The following is a 19,353-nucleotide window of genomic DNA, read 5'->3' as shown; positions in this document are numbered from 1 at the left end:
CTCGCGTCAGGAGGGGACATCGAGGTGGCCGATCTTCTCCGGGTTGGCGAGGAGGTAGATGGTGTCGATCTTGCCGTCCGTGATGAGCAGGGAGATGACGGTGACGACCCGGCCCGCGGCCGAGATGACAATGGCGGGTGCGCCGTTCACGTTCGCCAGGCCGTACGACATGGTGGCGAAGTCCCCCACACCGATCGAGGCCATGAACTTGGCGATGCCCTCGGGGGTGGTGATGGAGACCAGGAAGCGCGTCACGTTCTCGGCGCCGGTCAGGGCGCGCAGCGGGGAGCGGGCCTTGCCGCCGCCGTCGCTGACCAGCGTCACCTCACTGGACAGCAGGCCGATCAGCCCGTCCAGATCGCCGCTGGTGGAGGCATGGAGGAAGCGTTCGGTGATCCGCCGCCGCTCGCCGAGGTCCGCGTCGAATCGGGGCCGCTTCTCCTGTACGTGATCGCGGGCCCGCCTGGCCAACTGCCGGGTGGCGGGCTCGGCCCGGCCGATGACCTCGGCGATCTCGGAGAACGGCATGTCGAACGCCTCCCGCAGCACGAACACCGCCCGCTCCAGCGGCGAGAGCGTCTCGAGCACCACAAGGAGCGCCAGCTCGACGGAGTCGGCCAGCTCCGCGTGTTCCGCCACGTCGGGCGTGGTGTTGATGGGCTCGGGCAGCCACGGGCCGACGTACGACTCCCGCCGCGACTTCACCCACCGCAGCCGGTCGATGGCCAGCCGCGACGTGATCCTGATCAGGTACGCCTTGGGGTCGGCGACAGTCGTCTCGTCCACGCCGGACCAGCGCAGCCACGCCTCCTGCACCACGTCTTCGGCGTCGGCCATGCTGCCCAGGATTCGGTACGCGACGCCGGTCAGCAGGGTTCGGTGGTCTTCGAAGGTCGACATAGGACTTAAGACGTATCACGGGGGATCGTGTGTGACACGGGCGCCCTAGGATTCCGATACACTGGATCCGCATCAAGGGGCTATAGCGCAGCTGGTAGCGCACCTCCATGGCATGGAGGGGGTCTGGGGTTCGAATCCCCATAGCTCCACGTCGGATGGGGTTGACTTGGTCGCGTGTCCCCCCTTCGGGGGGCATGCTCCCCGGGCATCCTCCTTGGTTATATCGGGGGATAACCCCCGAACCCCCAGCGTCGGGCCAATGGGCCTCGCTTCGCTCGGGCTGTTTCTTTTTTGGCCACAATCGGCTTCGCCTCGGGGCGCTTCGCGCTGATTGGCTCAGGCGTTGCTTCCAGTCGGGCCTGGTCCCGACCCCTGGAGGGCCTTCGCTTCGCTCCGGGCGGTTTTTCTTGGGCGACCCGCCCGTTACTCGATTCGGTGGTTGGCCATCTGCTGCCCGCCCTTGTGCAACGGGCTTCGGCTTGGCCGGGGGCTCAGGCGCTGCCTTCAGTCGCGTCGGAGCCGCGTCCTCCGCTTCGCTTCGGACGCCTTACTTGGGCGCGGGCTTCGCCCGCGCGTCCCCGTTGGCCGCTCGAACCAACGGAGGACGTGTGAGGCGTCGGCGGGCGGCGTCTGCCGGACCCCGGGTGGCAAGGTCGCACCGAAGTACCGCACACCGCGCTTCATGCTGGTGCCGCAGTTGCGGGACGGGCCGGAGGTGCGGACGCCCGCCGACTGCGGCCCGGACCGGGTGTGGGACCCGTCACGGCCAAGGTGGCAAGTTACAAGTTTTGACATCTGTAACCAACCCGCTTAGCGTTTCTCGTATGGAGCAGAGAACACTCGGCGCCGACGTCTGTGTGGGGGCGGTCGGGCTCGGTTGTGCAGGCATGTCCGGCGCGTACGGACGCAGCGCCGACGAGCAGAGCATCGCGACGCTTCGCAACGCGCTCGACGCCGGGATCACGTTCATCGACACGGCCGACCACTACGGGATGGGGCACAACGAGACGCTCATCGGGCAGGCGCTGCGACCCGCCGATCGCGACCGCGCCGTGGTGAGCGTGAAGTTCGGCGCGTTGTTCGGTGTGGACGGCAGCGTGCGCGGCATCAACGGCCGGCCCGACGCGATCCCGAACTTCCTGGGCTACTCGCTGCAGCGGCTGGGCACCGACTACGTGGACATCTATCGCCCGGCCAGGCTGGACCCCGCTGTCCCGATCGAGGAGACCGTCGGCGCCGTCGCCGAGATGGTGCGGAAGGGCTACGTGCGCGGCATCGGGCTGTCCGAGGTCGGCGCCGAGACGATCCGCCGCGCCCACGCCGTGCACCCGATCACCGACGTCCAGATCGAGTGGTCACTGTTCAGCCGCGGCGTCGAAGACGAGATCCTGCCCACCTGCCGCGAGCTGGGCATCGGCGTCACCGCCTACGGGGTGCTCGCCCAAGGAATGCTGACCGGGACGTGGCGACCGTCGGCCGGTGACGCACGGCATCGCGGGCACCTGCCCCGCTTCGCCGCCGGCAACATCGAGACCAACCTCGCGTTGGTCGAGCGGCTGCGGGAGATCGCCACCTCCCGCGGCGCCACGGTCGCACAGCTCGCGATCGCGTGGGTGCTCGCGCAGGGCCGCGTGCACCGGGACATCGTCGCGCTGGTCGGAGCCAGCCGACCGCACCGCATCACCGAGGCGGTGGACGCCGCCGGCCTGCGGCTGACCGAGGACGACCTGGAGGCGATCGAGCAGGCCGTCCCCCGAGGGGCGGTCGCGGGAGAACGCTACGCCCCCGCTCTGCTCGCGCTCCTGGACAGCGAGCGAACGGGCGGCAGGCGCTGATGCCTGCCCGAACCCCGCTGGATGCGAACGCCATCCTGGCGGCCACCGAGGAGATCCTGCGCCGCCACGGGCCGGACAAGGCAACCGTTGTCGACGTCGCCCGGGCACTCGGGGTCAGCCACGCCGCCGTCTACAAGCACTTCCCCTCCAAGCAGGCGCTGCGCGAGGCCGTGACCCGGCGCTGGCTCGACCGCAACCGCGACGCCCTCGCCGTCATCGCCGCCGACAGCGCGGTCCCGCCAGTGCAGCGACTGCGTACCTGGCTGCACGCCGTCCTGGCCGTGAAGCAGGCCAAGATTCGCGAGGACCCGGAGCTGTTCGCCGCCTATGGAATCCTCGCGGCCGCGCACAGCAGCGTCGCCACCGACCACGTCGCCGACCTCTTGGGCCAGCTGGCGGCCATCATCGCCGACGGCGCCGCCGACGGCAGCCTCCGCACCGACGACGCGGAGGCCACCGCCCGCGTGGTCTTCAACGCCACCGCCAAGTTCAACCACCTCGCCCACGCGGCCGAATGGCAGACCCCCGGCATCGGCGCCGAACTCGACGAGGTGTGCAGCCTGCTGCTCGAGGGCCTTCGCGCCCCCACATCGCCGTAGCCGAACCAGGTCGAGCACACGCCGCGACTCGTCAGCGGCGCGGTCGGCCCTGCCCGTCGCCACCCAGGCGGCAACGAACGAGGAGTGACGAACGACCATGGTTCAAGCAATCGGAGTGACGCAGCCCGGCGGACCGGACGCTCTCGGCGAGTTCGACCTGGTGGCCGAACCGATCGGTCCCGGTCAGGTCAGGATCCGGGTGACCAGCGCCACGGTGAACCCGACCGACGCGATGATCCGTTCTCGTCCGCGGCAGGATGAGGCGGACGCGGTGCGGGTGCCGGGCATGGAGGTCGCCGGCGTGATCACCGAGATCGGCCCCGCCGTCGACCGCCCGTTCGCGATCGGGGACGCCGTCATGGCCATCGTGGTGCCCTCAGGCGCGCACGGCGGCTATCGGGCAGACCTCGTCATGTCGGCACGCTCGGTCGCGAAGATCCCGGCCGGGCTCTCGGACGTTCAGGCCGCCACCATCCCGATGAACGGGCTCACTGCCCGGCTCGCCCTCGACAGGCTGGCGCTCCCGGCCGGCGCGACGGTCGCCGTCACCGGCGCCGCCGGCACCGTCGGTGGGTATTTCGTCCAGCTCGCCAAGCAGGCCGGGCTGGTCGTCGTCGCCGACGCCGCCCGGCAGGACGAGACCTTCGTCCGCGAGTGCGGAGCCGACGAGGTCGTGCCGCGGGGGGACGACTTCGCCGCAATGGTCCGCCGCCACCACCCGGGCGGCGTCGACGGGCTCGTCGACGCCGCCGTGCTGGAGGCCGCCGTGCTCCCTGCCGTCAAGGACGGCGGCACCGTCGTCACCGTCCGCGGTTACCAGGGCGACGGGACCGACCGGGTCCGCGTCGCCCCGATCTTCGTCCGCGACTACGTCGAGGCCGCGGCCGAGCTCGACCGGCTCGCCGAACTCGCCGGTGAAGGACGGCTCACCGTCCGCGTGGCCGGCGAACTGCCGGCCTCCCGAGCCGCCGACGCGCATCGCTCGCTCGAACGGCGCGGCGTTCGCGGGCGGTTCGTCCTGCGGTTCGGCTGACCGATCCTCGCGGAGGGCCGCACATGACGCCCGGCCATGCGGATCTCGGCCATGGCGTTGAAGACGTCCATGGATGCATCGGCCTCGGTTCCGTCACGGGCCGTGCGGGCTTGGCTTCAGGTGCGGTTCCTGTTCGTCGGGTGAGGGTGCGGAGGCCGTGGTCGTACGACGGGCATGGTCGACCAGGCGGTGCAGGGCGATCAGCCCGTAGCCGAGCAGCGCGAAGCAGACGGCCAGTGCCAGCGCGACGAGGGCCACCCCGCCGTACCCGAATGTGTCCACGTCCAGAAACGGATAGGGATAGCGCTTCCACGCATGTGGCGGCAACAGGGCGCCTCTGACCAGGGCGAAGGCCAGATACGCCAGGGGGTAGACCAGCCAGGTGAGAGCGGCCGTCCATTTCGGCCGAGGGGCGGTGCGGTCGAAGAACAGCCAGTCGATCACGGCCAGGACGGGCGTCACGTAGTGGAGAAGGAAGTTGCCCAGGCCGTGGCCGCGAAGGGAGAGGTGCTCGAAGGGACTGGCTCCGCGCATGCGGAGAAAATGCCAGACCAGGCCAGTGATCACGATGTAGAGCGTCACCGCCCCCTTGAGCTGGGTGGGCGGGCGCCGCCATCCGCCGGCCACTTGCCAGACGTAGAACCCGGTGAGGAGCAGGTTGCTCTGCACGGTGAAGAGGACGAGCGGGTTCAGCGGGCTGCCCAGGGCCATCCAGGTGTAGATCAGGCCGACCACCGCGGCCAGGATCAGCATCAAGCGGTACGCCGTCGCCCAGAGCATGGCGATCATGGTCCCACAAGGCGCATCACATCGGCTGAAGAACGCCCACCCAAGCGGTTCAACCGTCGCAGCGTTGATTCACCGGGATCAACTGCGAAGCAGTCCGTCCGTGAGGACCGCCAGCATTTGCTCGACGCGGGCCGGGTCAGCCGGCGACTGCTCGGTGGCCCAAGCGACACCGGCGGCGAGACGCAGAATCGTCGAGGTGTCGATGTCATCCCGGACAGCGCCGTTGCGCTGGGCCGTTGCCACGAGTTCGGATGCCGCGGCGCGCATGGCACGGCAGGCCGAGTACAACGGCGACGTCTCGTCGTGGAGCGCGGTGGCGACGCTTGCCGCCAGCCCCCGATACGTCATGAGGTGGTTGACGAAGAGCTTCAACCAGGCCACGAGCGCTTCCTGGGGCGAACGCTCAGTCTGTAGCTTGGCGGCCGTCCATTCGTTTTCGGCTCCGGTCGAACACACCGCTCTTGTTCGTGAGGTCCTGGGAGCCGACAAGTGCTCATCCCCGAGCAGGCGTTCGTCATCGAACCCGATCCTGAGCAAGCTCGTGCCATCGCCCGGCGGTACCGAGGCAAGATCAACCCCGATTCGCCGTACACGCGTAACTGGCTGCGTCTCGGCTACAGCCAGGAGGACATTGCCGGCGGGGGAAGTGATCGGCTGATCGACGCGTTGGTCGCGTGGGGCACTCCGGGTGCCATCGCCGCGCGCGTTCAAGCGCAACTCGACGCCGGTGCCGACCATGTGCTGGTCCATCCCCTCGCCGATGACCTGCCCGCGGCTATCGAGCAACTTGAACAGCTTGCGTCTGCGTTGCCACGTGAATCGGCGTTAGGACGTCAGATCGGGGAGCGCCGCTCACAAGAACGGCGGTACGACCGATGACTCCATGACCTGAAACGTCAGCGGGGGATGAGTGTGGCCCACTGGTCCAGCGTGGACAGCGCCTCGTCGGCCGACTGGTACTGCAGGGTGAACAGGCTGCGATCGGCACCCGCGTTGGCGTACGCGTCGAGCCGGCCGGGCTCGGGTATCGGGCCTCCCTCCGGGATCGCGCCGAACAACGTGATCGGCACTGGTCCCCGCCCAGCGTCGGCGGCCCGGGCGCGGAGCGCGGAGGCTCGCCGGGTGAGCTCGTCGACGTCCATCATGTCCACCTGGGGAAGCCAGCCGTCGCCGTAGTCCAGTACCCGGTCCTCCGTGCCAGGCCCGTTCCCGCCAACCAGTACGGGTGGGTGCGGCTTTTGCGCGGGTTTCGGCCAGGACCAGACCGGGTCGAAGTCCACGAACTCGCCATGGTACTCGGCCTCCTCGGTAGTCCAGATCTCCCGCATGGCGCGGACCCGATCGGCGAGAAGGGCCATCCGGGTGCGCGGATCGGTGCCGTGGTTCGCCATCTCCATGCGATTCCACCCACCGCCGACGCCGAACTGGAAGCGCCCGCCGGAAAGTTGGTCGAGGCTGGCCACCTCCTTCGCCGTGATGATCGGATCCCGTTGGGCGACAAGGCAGACCGCGGTGCCAAGAGTGAGGGTGGTGGTGACCGCGGCGACCGCGGCCAGCGCGACGAATGGGTCGATGGTCTCGGCGTAGCCTCGGGTCGAACCGCCGGAGGAGCGTCGGCTGTGCACCGGAATGTGCGTGTGCTCGGTCCAGAACAGGGACTCGAAGCCACGTTCTTCAACGGCCCGACCGAGTTCGGGTGGTGTCAGACCGTGGCAATTGGAGTAAACAGCGATACCGATGTCCATCCGGTGATCATTAACCGGCTATGTCTTTCCAGTCAACCGCATATTTAGCGCCGGGCCGCCCACTATGATCAAGTCGTTTATGGAGTCATTCTCGTCGACCAGTGGCGCGGTGTTCGAGTAAGTGTTGAGCAACTCCACGCGAGGCCGTTCAGGAAACGGCCATGTTCGCCGGTTGCCAGGATGTCCTCAGGGCAGTCGTGTGGCCTGGAGGGGATCGACCGACCCGAGCGAGATTCTCTGGACGCGAAGCCGGGCGAGGGCTTCGCGGGCACGGCGTTCCTCGCTCCGGTTGCTCAGCTCCACGGCCAGATCAAGAGCGGTGGTGTGCAGGTGTACGGCCTGGCCGGGGTCGCCCAGGGTCGCTGCGATCTCGGCCAGGCTGTTGAGGGCCTTGGCCTCGCCTCGTCGGTAGCCGAAGTGCCGATACAACTCCAGCGCCTGCTCGTGGTGGTCGCGGGCCTCGGCGTGCCGGCCCAGCCGGGTGCAGGCCACGCCGAGGTTGTCCAGGGCGTCGGCCTCGCCGCCTCGGCTGCCGATCTCCCGGGACAGTTCCAGCGCCTGGCGATGCAGGTCGGCCGCCTGTGCGTACTGGCCGAGCCGCTCGTGGACGATGCCGAGGTAGTCCAGCGCCACGGCCTCGCCGAGCCGGTCGCCGATGTCGCGGAACAACTCCAGGGCGCGCAGGTTCGCCTCCTTGGCCGGCTCGTGGTCGCCTTCGTCCGTGTTCACCCGGCCCAGGCCGACCAGCGCCCGGGCCTGACCTCGTAGGTCTTCAGCCGTACGGCAGGCGGCCAGGGCCCGGTCGAAGTGCTCGCGGGCGATGTCATGACTTCCCTGGACCTGATGCACCCAGCCGAGATCGGTCAGCGCCCGGCCTTCACCGGCCAGATCCTCGCGGCGTCGGGCGGCGTGCAGTGCCTTGCCGTACAGGGTGAGAGCATCGTCGTGGTAGGCGTGGTCGTAGAGATAGCGGTACAACGTGGTGGCCAGCAGGCCGGTGTGCGTCAGGTCGCGATCGGCGGCCAGGACGAGGTTGGCGCGTTCGGCCTCCAGCCAGGCCAGCGCCCGCGGCGCGTCGTGGAGCGGCACCGGCGGGCACGCGGATCGCTCGATGCGCGGCCGCCGGTGGGCGCTGTCGGGATAGAGCAGGTCCATGGCGTCCGACGCCGTGGTCAGCTGGTGGCCGAGCAGCCGGGTCATCGCCGCCTCCCCGGCCCGCGGCGGCTCTTGCTCGGCCGCGAGCTGCGCGGCGTACTGGCGGAGCAGGTCGTGGAAGACGTAGCGGCCGAAGGCGCGCTGCTGGAGCATGTGCGCGTCCAGCAGGTCCTCCAGCAGGTCCTCGGTGCGCTCCACGGGGAGATCGGCGAGCGCGGCGGCCGCGTGGGGTTCGATGTCGCGGCCGGGATGCAGCCCGAGCAGGCGGAACACCTGCTGCTGGTCGACGGTGAGCTGGCGGTACGACAGGGTGAACGCCGCCGCCACGCCGCGTTCCGACCTGGCCAGCTCGGTGAGCCTGCGGCGCTCGTCCCGCAGGCGTTCGGCCAGGTGGGCCACGCTCCAGCGGGGGCGGTGCCGCAGGCGGGTGGCGGCGATGCGGACGGCCAGCGGCAGGAACCCGCACAGGAGCAGGACCTCAGCGACCGCCTCGGACTCGGCCGCCGCGCGCTCACCCACGATGCCGGTGAAGAGCGCGACGGCGTCGGGTAAGGGCAGCACGTCCATGGACATGGCCCGCGCGCCGTCGAGGTCGGTGAGCCGCTGGCGGCTGGTGATGAGCACCAGGCTGTTCGACGCGCCCGGCAGCAGGGCTCGGACCTGGGCGGCGTCGGCGGCGTTGTCCAGCACCAGCAGCACCCGGCGGCCGGCCAGCTCGCCTCGCCACAGCGCGGCCCTTTCGGTGATGGACGCGGGGATGCGCTCGGTCGCCACCCCGAGCTGCCGCAGCAGCACCTCCAGTGCTTCGGCGGGCTCAAGCGGCCGCTGGCCCGCCGTGTGGGCGTGCAGGTCGATGAAGAGCTGACCGTCGGGGTAGCGTCCGGCGAGGCGGTGCGCGGCATGGACGGCCAGTGCCGTCTTGCCGATGCCGGCCATGCCGTCGATCACGGAGATCGTCACCGCCTGGGAGGCGGTCCCGCACAGCTCCTCCACCTGGACGGAGCGGCCGGCGAAGTCGGCGACGTCGTAGGGCAGAAAGGCCGCCAACGGCCTGGCCGTGGCGGCCTCGGCCGGCCCGGCCTGTGCGGGCCGCATCAGGGCGGCGTCGGGCGGCTGGGACTGTGCGGGCCGGATCAGGGCGGCCGCGGGTGGCTCGCCAGGCAGGACCAGGGCGGCCGCGGGCGGCTCGCCGCGCAGGACGGTCTCCTCGACGGCCAGGAAGCCGTGGCCGGGGTCCAGCCCCTGCTCATCGGCCAGTCTGTGGCGGTATTCACGGCCGACGGCCAGCGCGTCCACCTGGCGCCCGGCGCGATACAGGGCCAGCATCAGCTGCCCGGCCAGCCGTTCACGCAAGGGATGCGCGGTCAGCTCGGCGGCCAGCTGATCAGTGAGCTCGGCGTGCCTTCCGGCGGCGAGTTCGAGCTCCACCAGCCGTTCGACCGCGGCCAGCCGCCGATCCTCCAGCCGTGCCCTGGCGCTGTCGGCGAAATGGGCCTGGACGCCGGCGAAGGCGGGCCCGCGCCACAGGGCGAGCGCTTGGCGCAGCGTCGGCACGGCCAGGGCCGGCTCCGACTCCGCTTCGGCCACGAGCGTGGCGAACTCCTGCAGGTCGAGCCGCCCCGCCTCCGGAGCGATCAGGTATCCGGCCGGCCGGGTCCGCACCAGGTGGGCCGCGTCCGCCGCGCGCAGCGTGCGCCGCATCGCGGTCAGCGCGGCGTGCACCTGTGCTCGGGCGGTGTCCGGTGGCGTCGGCCCCCACATCGCCTCGATCAGCCGCTCGACGCTCACCACCGTGCCGGAATGCAGCAGCAGGTAGCCCAGGAAGGCGCGGTGACGCGGGGCGAGAGAGGGAAGCTCGCGACCCTCGGCCGACACCTCAACCGCTCCTAGGATCGCAAAGCGCACATTCCCGCCGAGCATGCGCAGGAGTCTATAGCCGCGGCGGATCATCGCATCGTCGATGCATCGCGGATGTATTGATCGCCCCCGTGATGCTGGTCGTACGGCGCGGCGGTTACCTCACCCCGCTCCCCTCCGTCACAGAGGTGACGACGATCAGACCCCTCGAAGGAGACAGACCATGCAAGCACGCATGAAGAACCCCGCAGTGGCTCTGCCCGGCGCGATGAAAGCGCTCATGGACCTGGCCAAGGCCATCGATCAGGCCGGACTGCCCAAGATCACGGCGGATCTGGTGCTGCTTCGGGCCAGCCAGATCAACGGCTGCAGCGTCTGCGTCGACATGCATGCCAAGGACCTGCGCAAGGCGGGCGAGAGCGACGAGCGGCTGTTCGCCGTGGCGGCGTGGCGCGAGGCGCCGTACTTCACCGAGGCCGAGCGCGCCGCGCTGGCACTGGCCGAGGCGGTCACCCGGCTCGCCGACGGCGGCCAGATCAGCGACGAGGTGTGGGACGAGGTCGCCGACCACTACTCCGAGACCGAGCTGGCCGCGCTGATCATGACCATCTCCTCCGTCAACCTGTGGAACCGGCTGAACGCCACCACCCGGCAGATCGCGGGTGCGGCATGGTGACCACCGCCCTGGTCACGGGTGCGAACAAGGGCATCGGTTTCGAGGTCGCGCGCCGGCTCGGCGACCTGGGCATCACCGCGATCATCGGTGCCCGCGACGAGGAGCGGGGGCGCGCGGCGGCCGAGCGGCTCGGCCTGCCGTACGTGCGACTCGACGTCACCGACGCGGCCAGTGTCCGAGCTGCGGCCACGTGGATCCAGCAGGAGTACGGCAAGCTCGACATCCTGGTCAACAACGCCGGGATCACCTTCCCGGACGGGCCGCCCAGCCAGAGCACGACCGAGGAGGCCCGCCAGGTCTACGAGACGAACGTGTTCGGCGTCATCGAGGTCACCAACGCGATGCTGCCGCTGCTGCGCCGCTCGCCGGCGGGACGCATCGTGAACGTCTCCAGCGAGCGGGGCTCGATCGGGCGCACGCTGGACCGGGATCACCCGCTGTGGCAGATGCTCAACCTGGTCTACTGCTCGTCCAAGGCCGCCCTGAACATGATCACCGTGTCCTACGCCAAAGAGCTGTGGGACACCCCGATCAAGGTCAACACGGTCGACCCGGGCTGGGTCAAGACCGACATCAACCACAACGAAGGCATCAAGACGCCCGAAGAAGGCGCCGCGCCGATCGTGGCCATGGCGGTGCTGGACGCCGACGGCCCCACCGCCACCTTCGTCCAGCACGAAGGCCCCCTTCCCTGGTAGTCCCCGAAGGAGACAACGGATATGGATCTGCGTAATACCGTCCGGGGGCGTGTCCTGCTTCCCGGAGAGGACGGGTTCGACGAGGCGGCCCGACCGTGGGCGGTCGGCGTCCACCAGCCGGTGGCCGCCGTGGTGGAGGCGGAGAACGCCGCGGATGTGGCGGCGCTGGTGCGCTACGCCGGTGAAGCCGGGCTGACGGTCACCGCCCAGCCGTCGGGCCATGGCGCCTCGGGCGACGTGCAGGGCGTGATCCTGCTACGCACCGGCCGCCTCGACCGGGTGGAGGTCGACGCGCAAGCGCGCATCGCCCGGGTCGGCGCCGGCGCGCGTTGGGGCCGGGTGCTGGCCGAGACCGGCGAGCACGGCCTCACCGGCCCGGCAGGCAGCAGCCCGGCGGTGACAGTGGCCGGCTTTGTCGCCGGCGGCGGGATCTCGTGGTTCGGCCGCAGCTACGGCTGGGCCGCCGACTCGGTACGTGCCTTCGAGATCGTCGACGCGGGCGGCGAGCAGGTTCGGGTCACCGCCGAGTCCGATGCCGAGCTGTTCTGGGCGCTGCGCGGCGGTGGCGGCGACTATGCGCTGATCACCTCGATCGAGCTGGCGCTGTACCCGGCGCCCAGCCTGTACGGCGGACGGATCGTCTGGCCTGCGGCCCGCACCGCCGAGGTGTTCGACGCCTTCCGTAAGATCACCGCGGACGCGCCGCGCGAGCTGTCGGTGTGGATCAACCGGATGGCCCCGCCGCCGCCCGCGCCGCCGATGGTCACCCTGGACGTGACCTACCTTGGCGACCAGGCCGAGGCCAAGGCTCTGCTGGCGCCGCTGGAGGAGCTCGGTGGCAGCCTGTCCGACAGCCGCGGGCTGATGGACATCGCCGGCCTGGGCACGATCGCGGCCGAGCCGGTCGAGCCCAGCCCGATGCTGGCCCGCACCGAGTTGCTGACCGGCCTGGATGGGGCGACGCTGGAGACGCTCAGCGGCGCGGAGCTCGCGCCGCTGCTCAACCTTCAGATCCGGCATTTGGGCGGGGCGCTGGCCGAGGCCGATCCCGCCGGCGGCGCAGGTGGGGAGCTGGCCGAACCGTACATGCTCTACCTGCTCGGCCTGAGGCTGCCTCACCTGGTCGATGCGGTGCGGGCCAAGCAGAGTGCCCTGGTCGAGGCGCTGGGCCAGGCGGTCAGCGGCCGAAAGCCGTACACCTTCCTCGCACCGACGGAGAACGCCGCCCAAGCCTTCCCCGCCGATGCCCTGACTCGGCTGCGCGAGATCAAGCGCCGCCGCGACCCCTATGGCACCTTCCGCGCCAACTTCCCGGTCCTGGACTGAAAAGAGCACCGACGTGTTGAAAATCGCGACCGCCGCCGCCCTGATCGCGGCCCTGACGACGGCACCGGCGTCCGCCGACGCGGAGACCGGCAGGTGGACGCCGGCCTGGGCGACCGCCGCCCAGCAGCCGTCGGCCGACGTCTGGTATCCCACCTGGGCGGAAAAGGGCTTCGACAACCACTCCGTCCGCCAGGTGGTCCGGGTCACCGCGGGAGGCTCCACGCTTCAGATCCGGCTCTCCAACGCCTACGGCGGCCCTGTTCGGCTCACCGGCGCGAGCGTGGCCAAGGCCGGCGCGGGGGCGGCCGTGCAGGCGGGCACCCTCCGGCCGCTGACCTTCGCGCACGCCACCTCCGTGAACCTCCCCACCGGCCGGCAGGCCGCCAGCGATCCCGTCCGGCTCGCTGTCAAGGCCGGGGAACGGCTGACGGTGACGCTGTACTTCCAAGGCGCCACCGGCCCCGCCACGTACCACAACCTCGCCCAGACCACCTCCTACCGGGCCGTCGGCGACCACACCCGCGACCTCGGTGGGGCCGCCTTCGCCGAGACCAACAGCTCGTGGTTCTACCTGTCCGGAGTCGACGTGCACGGCGGCAGGCCCGCGGTGGCGACCTTCGGCGACTCCATCACCGACGGATACGGCGCCACCCTCGACGCCGACAACCGCTACCCGGACGCGCTGGCCCGCCGGCTGGGCGGCCGGCGGCCGGTGCTCAACCTCGGCATCGCCGGCAACCGCCTGCTCAGCGACTCGGCATGCCTGGGTGAACGGGGACTGGCACGCTTCCGCTGGGACGTGCTCGACCAGCCTCGCGTCAAGACGGTGATCGTGCTGGAAGGCATCAACGACGTCCTCCTGGGCCTGCAGGAGCCCACGCCGTGCACCACCCCCGCGACCAAGGTCGGCGCCGACGATCTGATCAGCGGCTACCGGCAGCTCATCCGCGCTGCCCGTGCCCGCGGCGTCCGGATCATCGGCGGCACCCTCCTGCCGACCAAGGGGTACGCGTACCACTCCGATGAGGTCGAGCGGATCCGTGACGCGGTCAACGCGTGGATCCGGACCAGCGGCGAATTCGACGCGGCCGTGGACTTCGAACGCGCCGTCGCCGACCCCGCCGACCCCGACCGGATCCGCCCGGCCTTCGACAGCGGCGACCACCTCCACCCGAACCCGGCTGGCTACCAGGCGATGGCCGACGCCCTCGACCTGCACGCCCTGTGAGTCGATCGTCGGCCTCGGCCGACGATCGATGTCAGGACGGTCGCCTACCGGCGTGCCGGGGGTGGTCAGCTCGGACCAGCTTATTCAAGCCAGTTCCCGTCGTTGGTGATCTTTAGTTCGCGCATTTTCCGGTACAGCGTCGTCCGGCCGATGCCGAGCTCTTCGGCCGCCCGTGACCGGTTACCCCGCCACTTCGCCAGGGCCGTGACGATGGCGGTCCGTTCGGCTCGCTCGATGCCCGACAGCGATGCTGAGCGATGTGCTTCGGTGATGCGCGGCGGCAGATCGTCGACCTGAATGACCGCGCCGTGCGCGGTGGACGCGGCTGCCTGGAGGACGGACCGCAGCTCTCGGACGTTGCCCGGCCAATTCCAGCGCAGCAACGCCTGCAAGGACGAGGACGACAGCCGCCAGCGGGTCCGCCCGTCGCTCAACGATTGGAGTATCTCCTCGGCGATGCCCGGAACGCATTCGCGCATCTCGGCCAAGGATGGCAGGTCGATCGTCACCGCCAGGCGATCCAGCAGGTCGTTGACCGCCTGGGGCGCGCGTGTGCGGTCGACGGTCGCGACGAGCAGCCCCCGCCGCTGCTTCGTCTGCCGCGCCGAATCCGACAGGATCGACTCCACCGCGGCAATGGCGCTGACCGGCAGCTGCTCCGCGTGCCGGATCACCACGCGACTGCCCGCGGCTATCCCGCGGGCCGCGCGGGCAAGCCATTCGTGCAACGACGTCGCGTCGAACGTGGTCGCGTTCAGCACCAGCAGATCGCGGCCCTCGGCCGACGCGAGTCGCGACGCGGTCCGTAGCCGCCCCGAGCCCGGCGGGCCGTTGAACGCGAGTACGTCGGCAGCCGCGGCGGCGGCCAGAACGCGGTCGCTGACCTCCGGGACCGCGTGAACCCCCAGCGCCGGCTTACCGCGCTGCGCGGTGGCGGCCGGACCGGGACGGTGACGACCAAGCGGTTCGGCGGGGAATTCAAGCAGGTAAGCGGGCCCGTCGGCATCCTCGACCCGCCGCGCCTCGACGGACAGCGCGACGTCGCCGAGCGTGATGTCCAGCACGGCCGTGCCGTCCGTCCAGGCCTGCCGCTGGGCCGCTTCCCATAGCGCAACGTAGGTGGACGGAATCATCAGCGGCAGCAGCGCGTTGTCGGCCAGCACGCTGTCGTCGGTGAGCAGCATCGACAGGCCCCTGTGGGCTTTGGACCGTTGGAATGCTGAGACCAGAGTGGCCTCGCGCGCCCAGACCAGTTCCTTCAGTGCCTGCTCGATCTGACTCACGGCGAGCTTGGTCAAGGACATCATCATCGGGTTGGACGCGGCCGCGGTCGCCGCGAGCGAGAGGGATCCGGCCACGACACCGTTTCGAGGACTGAGGATCGGTACGCCGGCGCACGCGAAGACCTGGAGCGCGTCGTTGAAGTGTTCGGCGCCGTGTACCGAAACGGCCTGCTTCTCTTCGAGGGCTGTTCCCAGACCGTTGGTGCCGACCGTTGACTCCGAGTAGTCGAATCCCTCGAGGACGCAGTTTTCGTCCAGCAGGTCGCGCTGCCGGAAGTCGGCGGCCCGACGGGCGATGATCCGGCCCGACCGGTTGCTCATCAGGACGGCGACGCCGAGATCAGCGAGTTCGCTTTCCAGGTGATCCAGAATCGGCGCGGCTGCGCGGGTGAGCAAGTCAGACGCGTTGCCGCGCTCGATGCGGCGCGTGCGGATCCGCTCCGACGGGGTTGAGGCCGACACGCACCGCCGCCAGCTTCGCAGGATATCCGGCCGCACGTCGCTCGAGCGAAGGGCGGTGGTCAACAGGCCGCCACTGACCAGAGCATGACGCGCGACCTGGAGACTTTTGGCACTATCTCCAGACTTCATGATCGTCTTTCCTTACTGATGATCTGAATGTCCTCATTTAGGGAGCTTGGCGCTATGGGCATCTGTCCCGGTTATGCGCTGTCTACATCGCGCGTTCGCCCACGTCGTATGGGATCGGGCGATTGGCCCGATGGGGGGCACTTGGTAGCCCGACCGCGGCAGAGCTGACGCCATGTCCAGGCGCGGCCGCTCAGCCAACAGGATTGACCTCACCCTATTCGCACTGTTCCGAATGGGATTGCGCTCACTGTACCTGCACTGTTCCGAATCGGCACAGTGCAAACCGGCAATACGGTCACACACTTAGTGAGCGACCGCAATAGCTCTCCCAGTGCCCCGGTTCGAACCGGGCAGTGTCCATCGGCCTCAGGAATATCGCCCACACCATGTGCATCGACAGCCGGTCCCCGGCCCTTCCTTCGCCACGGCCGTTGTCACGTCAAACCACATTCCCCGAGTACAGATCGGAGACCGCTGTGATCCATCGTCGTGCGTTGTCGGGGCACTGCACCGACGGCCTCGATCGCCACATCGCGGACATGAAAGCGTTGTTCGTCCGGGCCCCGGACACCCGCATTCTCGAGCACCCGATTCGCGGCGCCATGAACGAATTCACCGCCGTAATCGGAGTCATGCGCGGAACCTTCACCCGGCCGATGCCCGACGGCAAGGGCGGCCATATTCCACCGACCGGCAGGTCCTACGCCATCAACATGGCCACCGAGAAGGCGTATCCGGTCATCGGCGAGCGGGCCGCCGAGATGGTCGGCGCCGGCTGACATGAGCACCTCGCCCGGAGGGATGAGCATGGACCTGTCTCCAAGGCGGACCGCCTCGGATCAGGCGGGCATACCGAAGGCGTCGATGGTCGTCGCGGCCCTGTCCGCGGTGGTGGAGTGGTACGACTTCACGCTGTACCTGTTCATGACCACGGTCATCGCCCGCGTCTTCTTCGGCGAAGGTGCCGCCTCGGTGCTCACCACCCTTGCCCTGTTCGCCATCGCCTATCTGATGCGGCCGCTGGGTGCGCTCTTCTTCGGGCACATCGGCGACCGGTACGGCCGGCGCACGGTCCTGCTCGCTTCGATGGCGGTCATGGCGGTCGCGATGCTCGAAACCGCCCTGCTGCCGACTCACGCCCAGATCGGATCCGGGGCGGGGGCGCTGCTGTTGGCGTTGCGCTGCCTCATGGGCTTCTCCGTCGGCGGCGAGTACGGCGGAATCACCGCTTACCTGCTCGAAGGCGCGCCACCCCGTCGCCGTGGCCTGGTCGTCTCGCTGGCCGCGGCGGCCGGCGAGATCGGTGCGTTGCTCGCCGTGGCCGTGGCCGCGGTCACCACCTCGCTGTTCGGTGGCGACGCCCTGGACACGTGGGGCTGGCGCCTGCCCTTCCTGTTCGGCGCGCTGTTGGCGGTCGCCACCTTGGCGGCTCGATCGATGATGCGCGAGTCCCCGGCGTTCGAGCAGGAGAAACGAGCCCGTGTCGATCGTCGTGCCCCGCTGTGGCTGATGCTGCGTACCCAGCGCCCCGGCTTGTACCGGACGTTCGCGATCTCGGCGCTCGCGTCGATCACCTACTACGTCGGTATCACCTATGCGCCGACCTATCTGAGCTCGGTGGGGGGCTTCGCCGAGCGGGATTCGCTGTGGCTCTCGACCATCGCAGTGGCCGTGGTCATCGTGGTCACCCCGTTCGCCGGCGCGTTGTCCGATCGGGTAGGGCGCCGGTTCGCGCTGCTGCTGTTCGGCGTGCTGTCGCTGGCCTTGCCGGTGGCGATGTTCGCCTTCATGGCCGACCCCACCGTGCTGCGTGCGGTGACCGGCACCGTGGTGCTGGCCATGCTGGCCGGCAGTATCAGCGCGGTCAGCACGGCCGCCACCGCGGAGCAGTTCCCGGTGGCCGTCCGGCTCTCCGGGCTGGCCGTGGGTGCGACGGCCGCGACCGCCGTGTTCGGCGGCCTCACCCCGTATCTGGCGCAGGCCATGACCCATGCGAGCGGCTGGGCCCCCGCGCCTGGTGTCCTGGTCGCCGTTGTCGCGGTGGTCATCCTTCCGGTGCTGTGGTGGATGCCGGAGACCGCGCCCGTGCGCGGTGTCGCCGCGTACGGAGGCGTCCGCCGCATGAGCGCAGCTGTGCGATCTGCCAGGTAGCCGACCACGGCGAGATATTCCTGGGATCACCGCTCATCGGGCGGTATTCGGCGACGGCCCCGTGACGGGGCGGACCGTGCTGGTCCACGGCATCCTCGGCGGCGTCGGCACCCTCGCCGCCCAGCTCGCCCGCTGGGGCGGCGCGACCGTGATCGGCACCAGACAACGAGCCGGCTCCCGACAGCGCGCCGTATTCCAGGCTTCGAGAGTTTACGGCGGCGAGGAGATCTTCCACCCCGAACTACTGGATACTGTGCGCACATTCTCGAGCGGCCAGTGGGTCGTTATTCGACGTCCTCTTCGACGCCCGGCCCGGCTGATCGCGGCGGTTGTGACGTAATGTGTGCGGGATGTCCATCATCGCCATAGTCGCGGTAGTTCTGATCGCCCTGCTGCATGTCTACATCCTGGTCCTGGAGATGTTCCTCTGGACCGGTTCCCGGGCGAGGGCCGCCTTTGGTACGACGGAGGAGTTCGCGGCCTCGACCAGGGTGCTCGCCGGCAACCAGGGCCTGTACAACGGCTTTCTTGCGGCCGGGCTTCTGTGGGGCGCCTTTGCTCCTGATCCGACCGGTTTCCAAGTGAGGGTCTTCTTCCTTGCCTGCGTCACCGTCGCCGGGCTGTACGGTGCCGCGACGGCGTCGCGCAAGATCCTCTTTGTCCAGACCGTCCCGGCCCTGGTCGCGCTGGCGCTGGTACTCCTGGCCCGCTGAAGCCGGCCACACGGAAGGCGACTGGGCGGCTTCTTGGCCTGTGGTGCGGCCGGCCCCGGCGATCGTGGTCGCCCGGCCCGGACCGCGTGGGCGGTGACCCTACGCGGCCAGCGCGCCGAGGTGGGTGCGTACGACTTCCAGGCAGTCGGGTCCGCTCACCAACTCGGGCCGCAGTACGGCGTTCATGGCGAGGCCGTCGACCAGCGACGACAGCCGCTCGGTCTCCACGTCGAGCCGCAGCCCCGGGCGCAGGTCGCCCCTCGCCTCCAGGCGTTCGAGCACGCGGCCGACGAACCCACGCGTGCCCACCGCGACCCGCACGGCCAGGTCTCGCAGCGCTGGGTCGGTTCTGGAGGCGGCGGCGAAGTCGAGGAACACCGTGACCTCGGCATGACGCCGCTCGTCGAGGGGCAGTAGCTCACCCAGCAGTCGCGCGGACAGCTCCAGCCGTTCCCGCGTGGACAGCGCCGCCAGATCGCCCGCCTCCTCGACCGCTGCCCGCAACCGCTGGGTCACCCGTTCGATCATCGAGGTCATCGCGAAGCGCATCAGCTCCTCCTGCGTGGCGAAGTAGTGGCGCAGGGAGCCGATGTTGAGCTGGGCCTCGGCGGCGACCGTACGCAGAGACGCGCGTTGCAGGCCGTCGCGTACGACGACCCTGAAGAGGGCGTCCACCACCTCGCGACGGCGTTCGACGGGATCGACCACTTTCGGCATGCCACGTTTATATCACGCCTGTGATACGTTGGATTTATCTCACCTGTGATAAATCCT

The 19,353-nt window shown here is 69.7% G+C and carries 19 protein-coding genes and 1 tRNA gene; 13 read left to right on the top strand and 7 right to left on the bottom strand.

What is annotated here, in order from left to right:
• Positions 1–6 precede the first annotated feature (6 nt).
• Positions 7–900 (bottom strand): RNA polymerase sigma factor SigJ, encoded by an 894-nt coding sequence (sigJ, locus tag AB0B91_RS39700; protein WP_358331322.1) that lies wholly within the window; start codon positions 898–900, stop codon positions 7–9.
• 76 nt (positions 901–976) lie between these two features.
• On the opposite strand from sigJ, the gene AB0B91_RS39695 reads away from it, so the two are divergent.
• The 4 genes from AB0B91_RS39695 (at position 977) to AB0B91_RS39680 (ending at position 4,367) form a co-directional block, all read left to right on the top strand.
• Positions 977–1,049, top strand: a tRNA-Ala gene (locus tag AB0B91_RS39695).
• Between the two features lie 675 nt (positions 1,050–1,724).
• Positions 1,725–2,735 carry an aldo/keto reductase gene (locus AB0B91_RS39690; protein ID WP_358331319.1) on the top strand — a complete coding sequence of 337 codons (1,011 nt, stop codon included), beginning with the start codon at positions 1,725–1,727 and terminating at the stop codon, positions 2,733–2,735.
• Positions 2,735–3,334 (top strand): TetR family transcriptional regulator, encoded by a 600-nt coding sequence (locus tag AB0B91_RS39685; protein WP_358331316.1) that lies wholly within the window; start codon positions 2,735–2,737, stop codon positions 3,332–3,334. The genes AB0B91_RS39690 and AB0B91_RS39685 overlap by 1 nt, the downstream gene beginning before the upstream one ends.
• A gap of 97 nt (positions 3,335–3,431) precedes the next feature.
• Complete coding sequence (locus AB0B91_RS39680) at positions 3,432–4,367, top strand: NADP-dependent oxidoreductase (protein ID WP_358331313.1); 936 nt, start codon at positions 3,432–3,434, stop codon at positions 4,365–4,367.
• Positions 4,368–4,460: 93 nt separating this feature from the next.
• Here the strand turns inward: AB0B91_RS39680 and AB0B91_RS39675 are convergent, their stop codons facing one another.
• On the bottom strand, positions 4,461–5,147 hold the full coding sequence (locus AB0B91_RS39675; RefSeq protein WP_358331310.1) for a Pr6Pr family membrane protein: 687 nt from the start codon (positions 5,145–5,147) through the stop codon (positions 4,461–4,463).
• Between the two features lie 87 nt (positions 5,148–5,234).
• Positions 5,235–5,612, bottom strand: coding sequence for a hypothetical protein (locus AB0B91_RS39670; RefSeq protein WP_358331307.1), 378 nt, complete (start codon positions 5,610–5,612; stop codon positions 5,235–5,237).
• Between the two features lie 33 nt (positions 5,613–5,645).
• Between AB0B91_RS39670 and AB0B91_RS39665 the strand changes: the two genes are divergently transcribed.
• Positions 5,646–6,035 carry a hypothetical protein gene (locus AB0B91_RS39665; RefSeq protein WP_358331304.1) on the top strand — a complete coding sequence of 130 codons (390 nt, stop codon included), beginning with the start codon at positions 5,646–5,648 and terminating at the stop codon, positions 6,033–6,035.
• Positions 6,036–6,052: 17 nt separating this feature from the next.
• Here AB0B91_RS39665 and AB0B91_RS39660 read toward each other — a convergent pair whose 3' ends face one another.
• Both AB0B91_RS39660 and AB0B91_RS39655 read right to left on the bottom strand, forming a co-directional pair.
• A complete protein-coding gene (locus AB0B91_RS39660; RefSeq protein ID WP_358331301.1) occupies positions 6,053–6,901 on the bottom strand; it encodes an LLM class F420-dependent oxidoreductase in 849 nt (282 codons plus the stop codon).
• A gap of 186 nt (positions 6,902–7,087) precedes the next feature.
• A complete protein-coding gene (locus AB0B91_RS39655) occupies positions 7,088–9,931 on the bottom strand; it encodes a tetratricopeptide repeat protein (protein ID WP_358331298.1) in 2,844 nt (947 codons plus the stop codon).
• A 205-nt stretch (positions 9,932–10,136) separates the two neighbouring features.
• On the opposite strand from AB0B91_RS39655, the gene AB0B91_RS39650 reads away from it, so the two are divergent.
• The 4 genes from AB0B91_RS39650 to AB0B91_RS39635 are packed head-to-tail and all read left to right on the top strand — an operon-like array spanning position 10,137 to position 13,841.
• Entirely contained in the window at positions 10,137–10,589 is a 453-nt protein-coding gene (locus AB0B91_RS39650) for a carboxymuconolactone decarboxylase family protein (protein WP_219532075.1), read from the top strand.
• On the top strand, positions 10,583–11,287 hold the full coding sequence (locus AB0B91_RS39645; protein ID WP_358331295.1) for an SDR family oxidoreductase: 705 nt from the start codon (positions 10,583–10,585) through the stop codon (positions 11,285–11,287). Before AB0B91_RS39650 ends, AB0B91_RS39645 begins: the two co-directional genes overlap by 7 nt.
• A 21-nt stretch (positions 11,288–11,308) precedes the next feature.
• Positions 11,309–12,613, top strand: coding sequence for an FAD-binding oxidoreductase (locus AB0B91_RS39640; RefSeq protein ID WP_358331292.1), 1,305 nt, complete (start codon positions 11,309–11,311; stop codon positions 12,611–12,613).
• A 13-nt stretch (positions 12,614–12,626) separates the two neighbouring features.
• Entirely contained in the window at positions 12,627–13,841 is a 1,215-nt protein-coding gene (locus tag AB0B91_RS39635) for an SGNH/GDSL hydrolase family protein (RefSeq protein WP_358331289.1), read from the top strand.
• Positions 13,842–13,921: 80 nt separating this feature from the next.
• Here the strand turns inward: AB0B91_RS39635 and AB0B91_RS39630 are convergent, their stop codons facing one another.
• Entirely contained in the window at positions 13,922–15,715 is a 1,794-nt protein-coding gene (locus tag AB0B91_RS39630; RefSeq protein ID WP_358331286.1) for a helix-turn-helix domain-containing protein, read from the bottom strand.
• A 353-nt stretch (positions 15,716–16,068) separates the two neighbouring features.
• On the opposite strand from AB0B91_RS39630, the gene AB0B91_RS39625 reads away from it, so the two are divergent.
• The 4 genes from AB0B91_RS39625 (at position 16,069) to AB0B91_RS39610 (ending at position 18,579) form a co-directional block, all read left to right on the top strand.
• The gene (locus AB0B91_RS39625) at positions 16,069–16,494 is read left to right on the top strand and encodes a hypothetical protein (protein ID WP_358331283.1); all 426 of its coding nucleotides are present in this window, start codon (positions 16,069–16,071) and stop codon (positions 16,492–16,494) included.
• Between the two features lie 28 nt (positions 16,495–16,522).
• Positions 16,523–17,866, top strand: a complete 1,344-nt coding sequence (locus AB0B91_RS39620; RefSeq protein ID WP_358331281.1) for an MFS transporter — start codon at positions 16,523–16,525, stop codon at positions 17,864–17,866.
• Positions 17,867–17,942: 76 nt separating this feature from the next.
• The gene (locus tag AB0B91_RS39615) at positions 17,943–18,206 is read left to right on the top strand and encodes a hypothetical protein (RefSeq protein ID WP_358331278.1); all 264 of its coding nucleotides are present in this window, start codon (positions 17,943–17,945) and stop codon (positions 18,204–18,206) included.
• Between the two features lie 10 nt (positions 18,207–18,216).
• The gene (locus AB0B91_RS39610; RefSeq protein WP_358331275.1) at positions 18,217–18,579 is read left to right on the top strand and encodes a DUF1304 domain-containing protein; all 363 of its coding nucleotides are present in this window, start codon (positions 18,217–18,219) and stop codon (positions 18,577–18,579) included.
• Between the two features lie 99 nt (positions 18,580–18,678).
• Here AB0B91_RS39610 and AB0B91_RS39605 read toward each other — a convergent pair whose 3' ends face one another.
• Positions 18,679–19,296, bottom strand: a complete 618-nt coding sequence (locus AB0B91_RS39605; RefSeq protein WP_358331272.1) for a TetR family transcriptional regulator C-terminal domain-containing protein — start codon at positions 19,294–19,296, stop codon at positions 18,679–18,681.
• Positions 19,297–19,353 lie beyond the last annotated feature (57 nt).

This window comes from Nonomuraea sp. NPDC049141 (assembly GCF_040648415.1).
Lineage (GTDB): Bacteria > Actinomycetota > Actinomycetes > Streptosporangiales > Streptosporangiaceae > Nonomuraea.
Note: the sequence above shows the minus strand (reverse complement) of the source record. Positions and strands in the feature narration are given on the sequence as shown.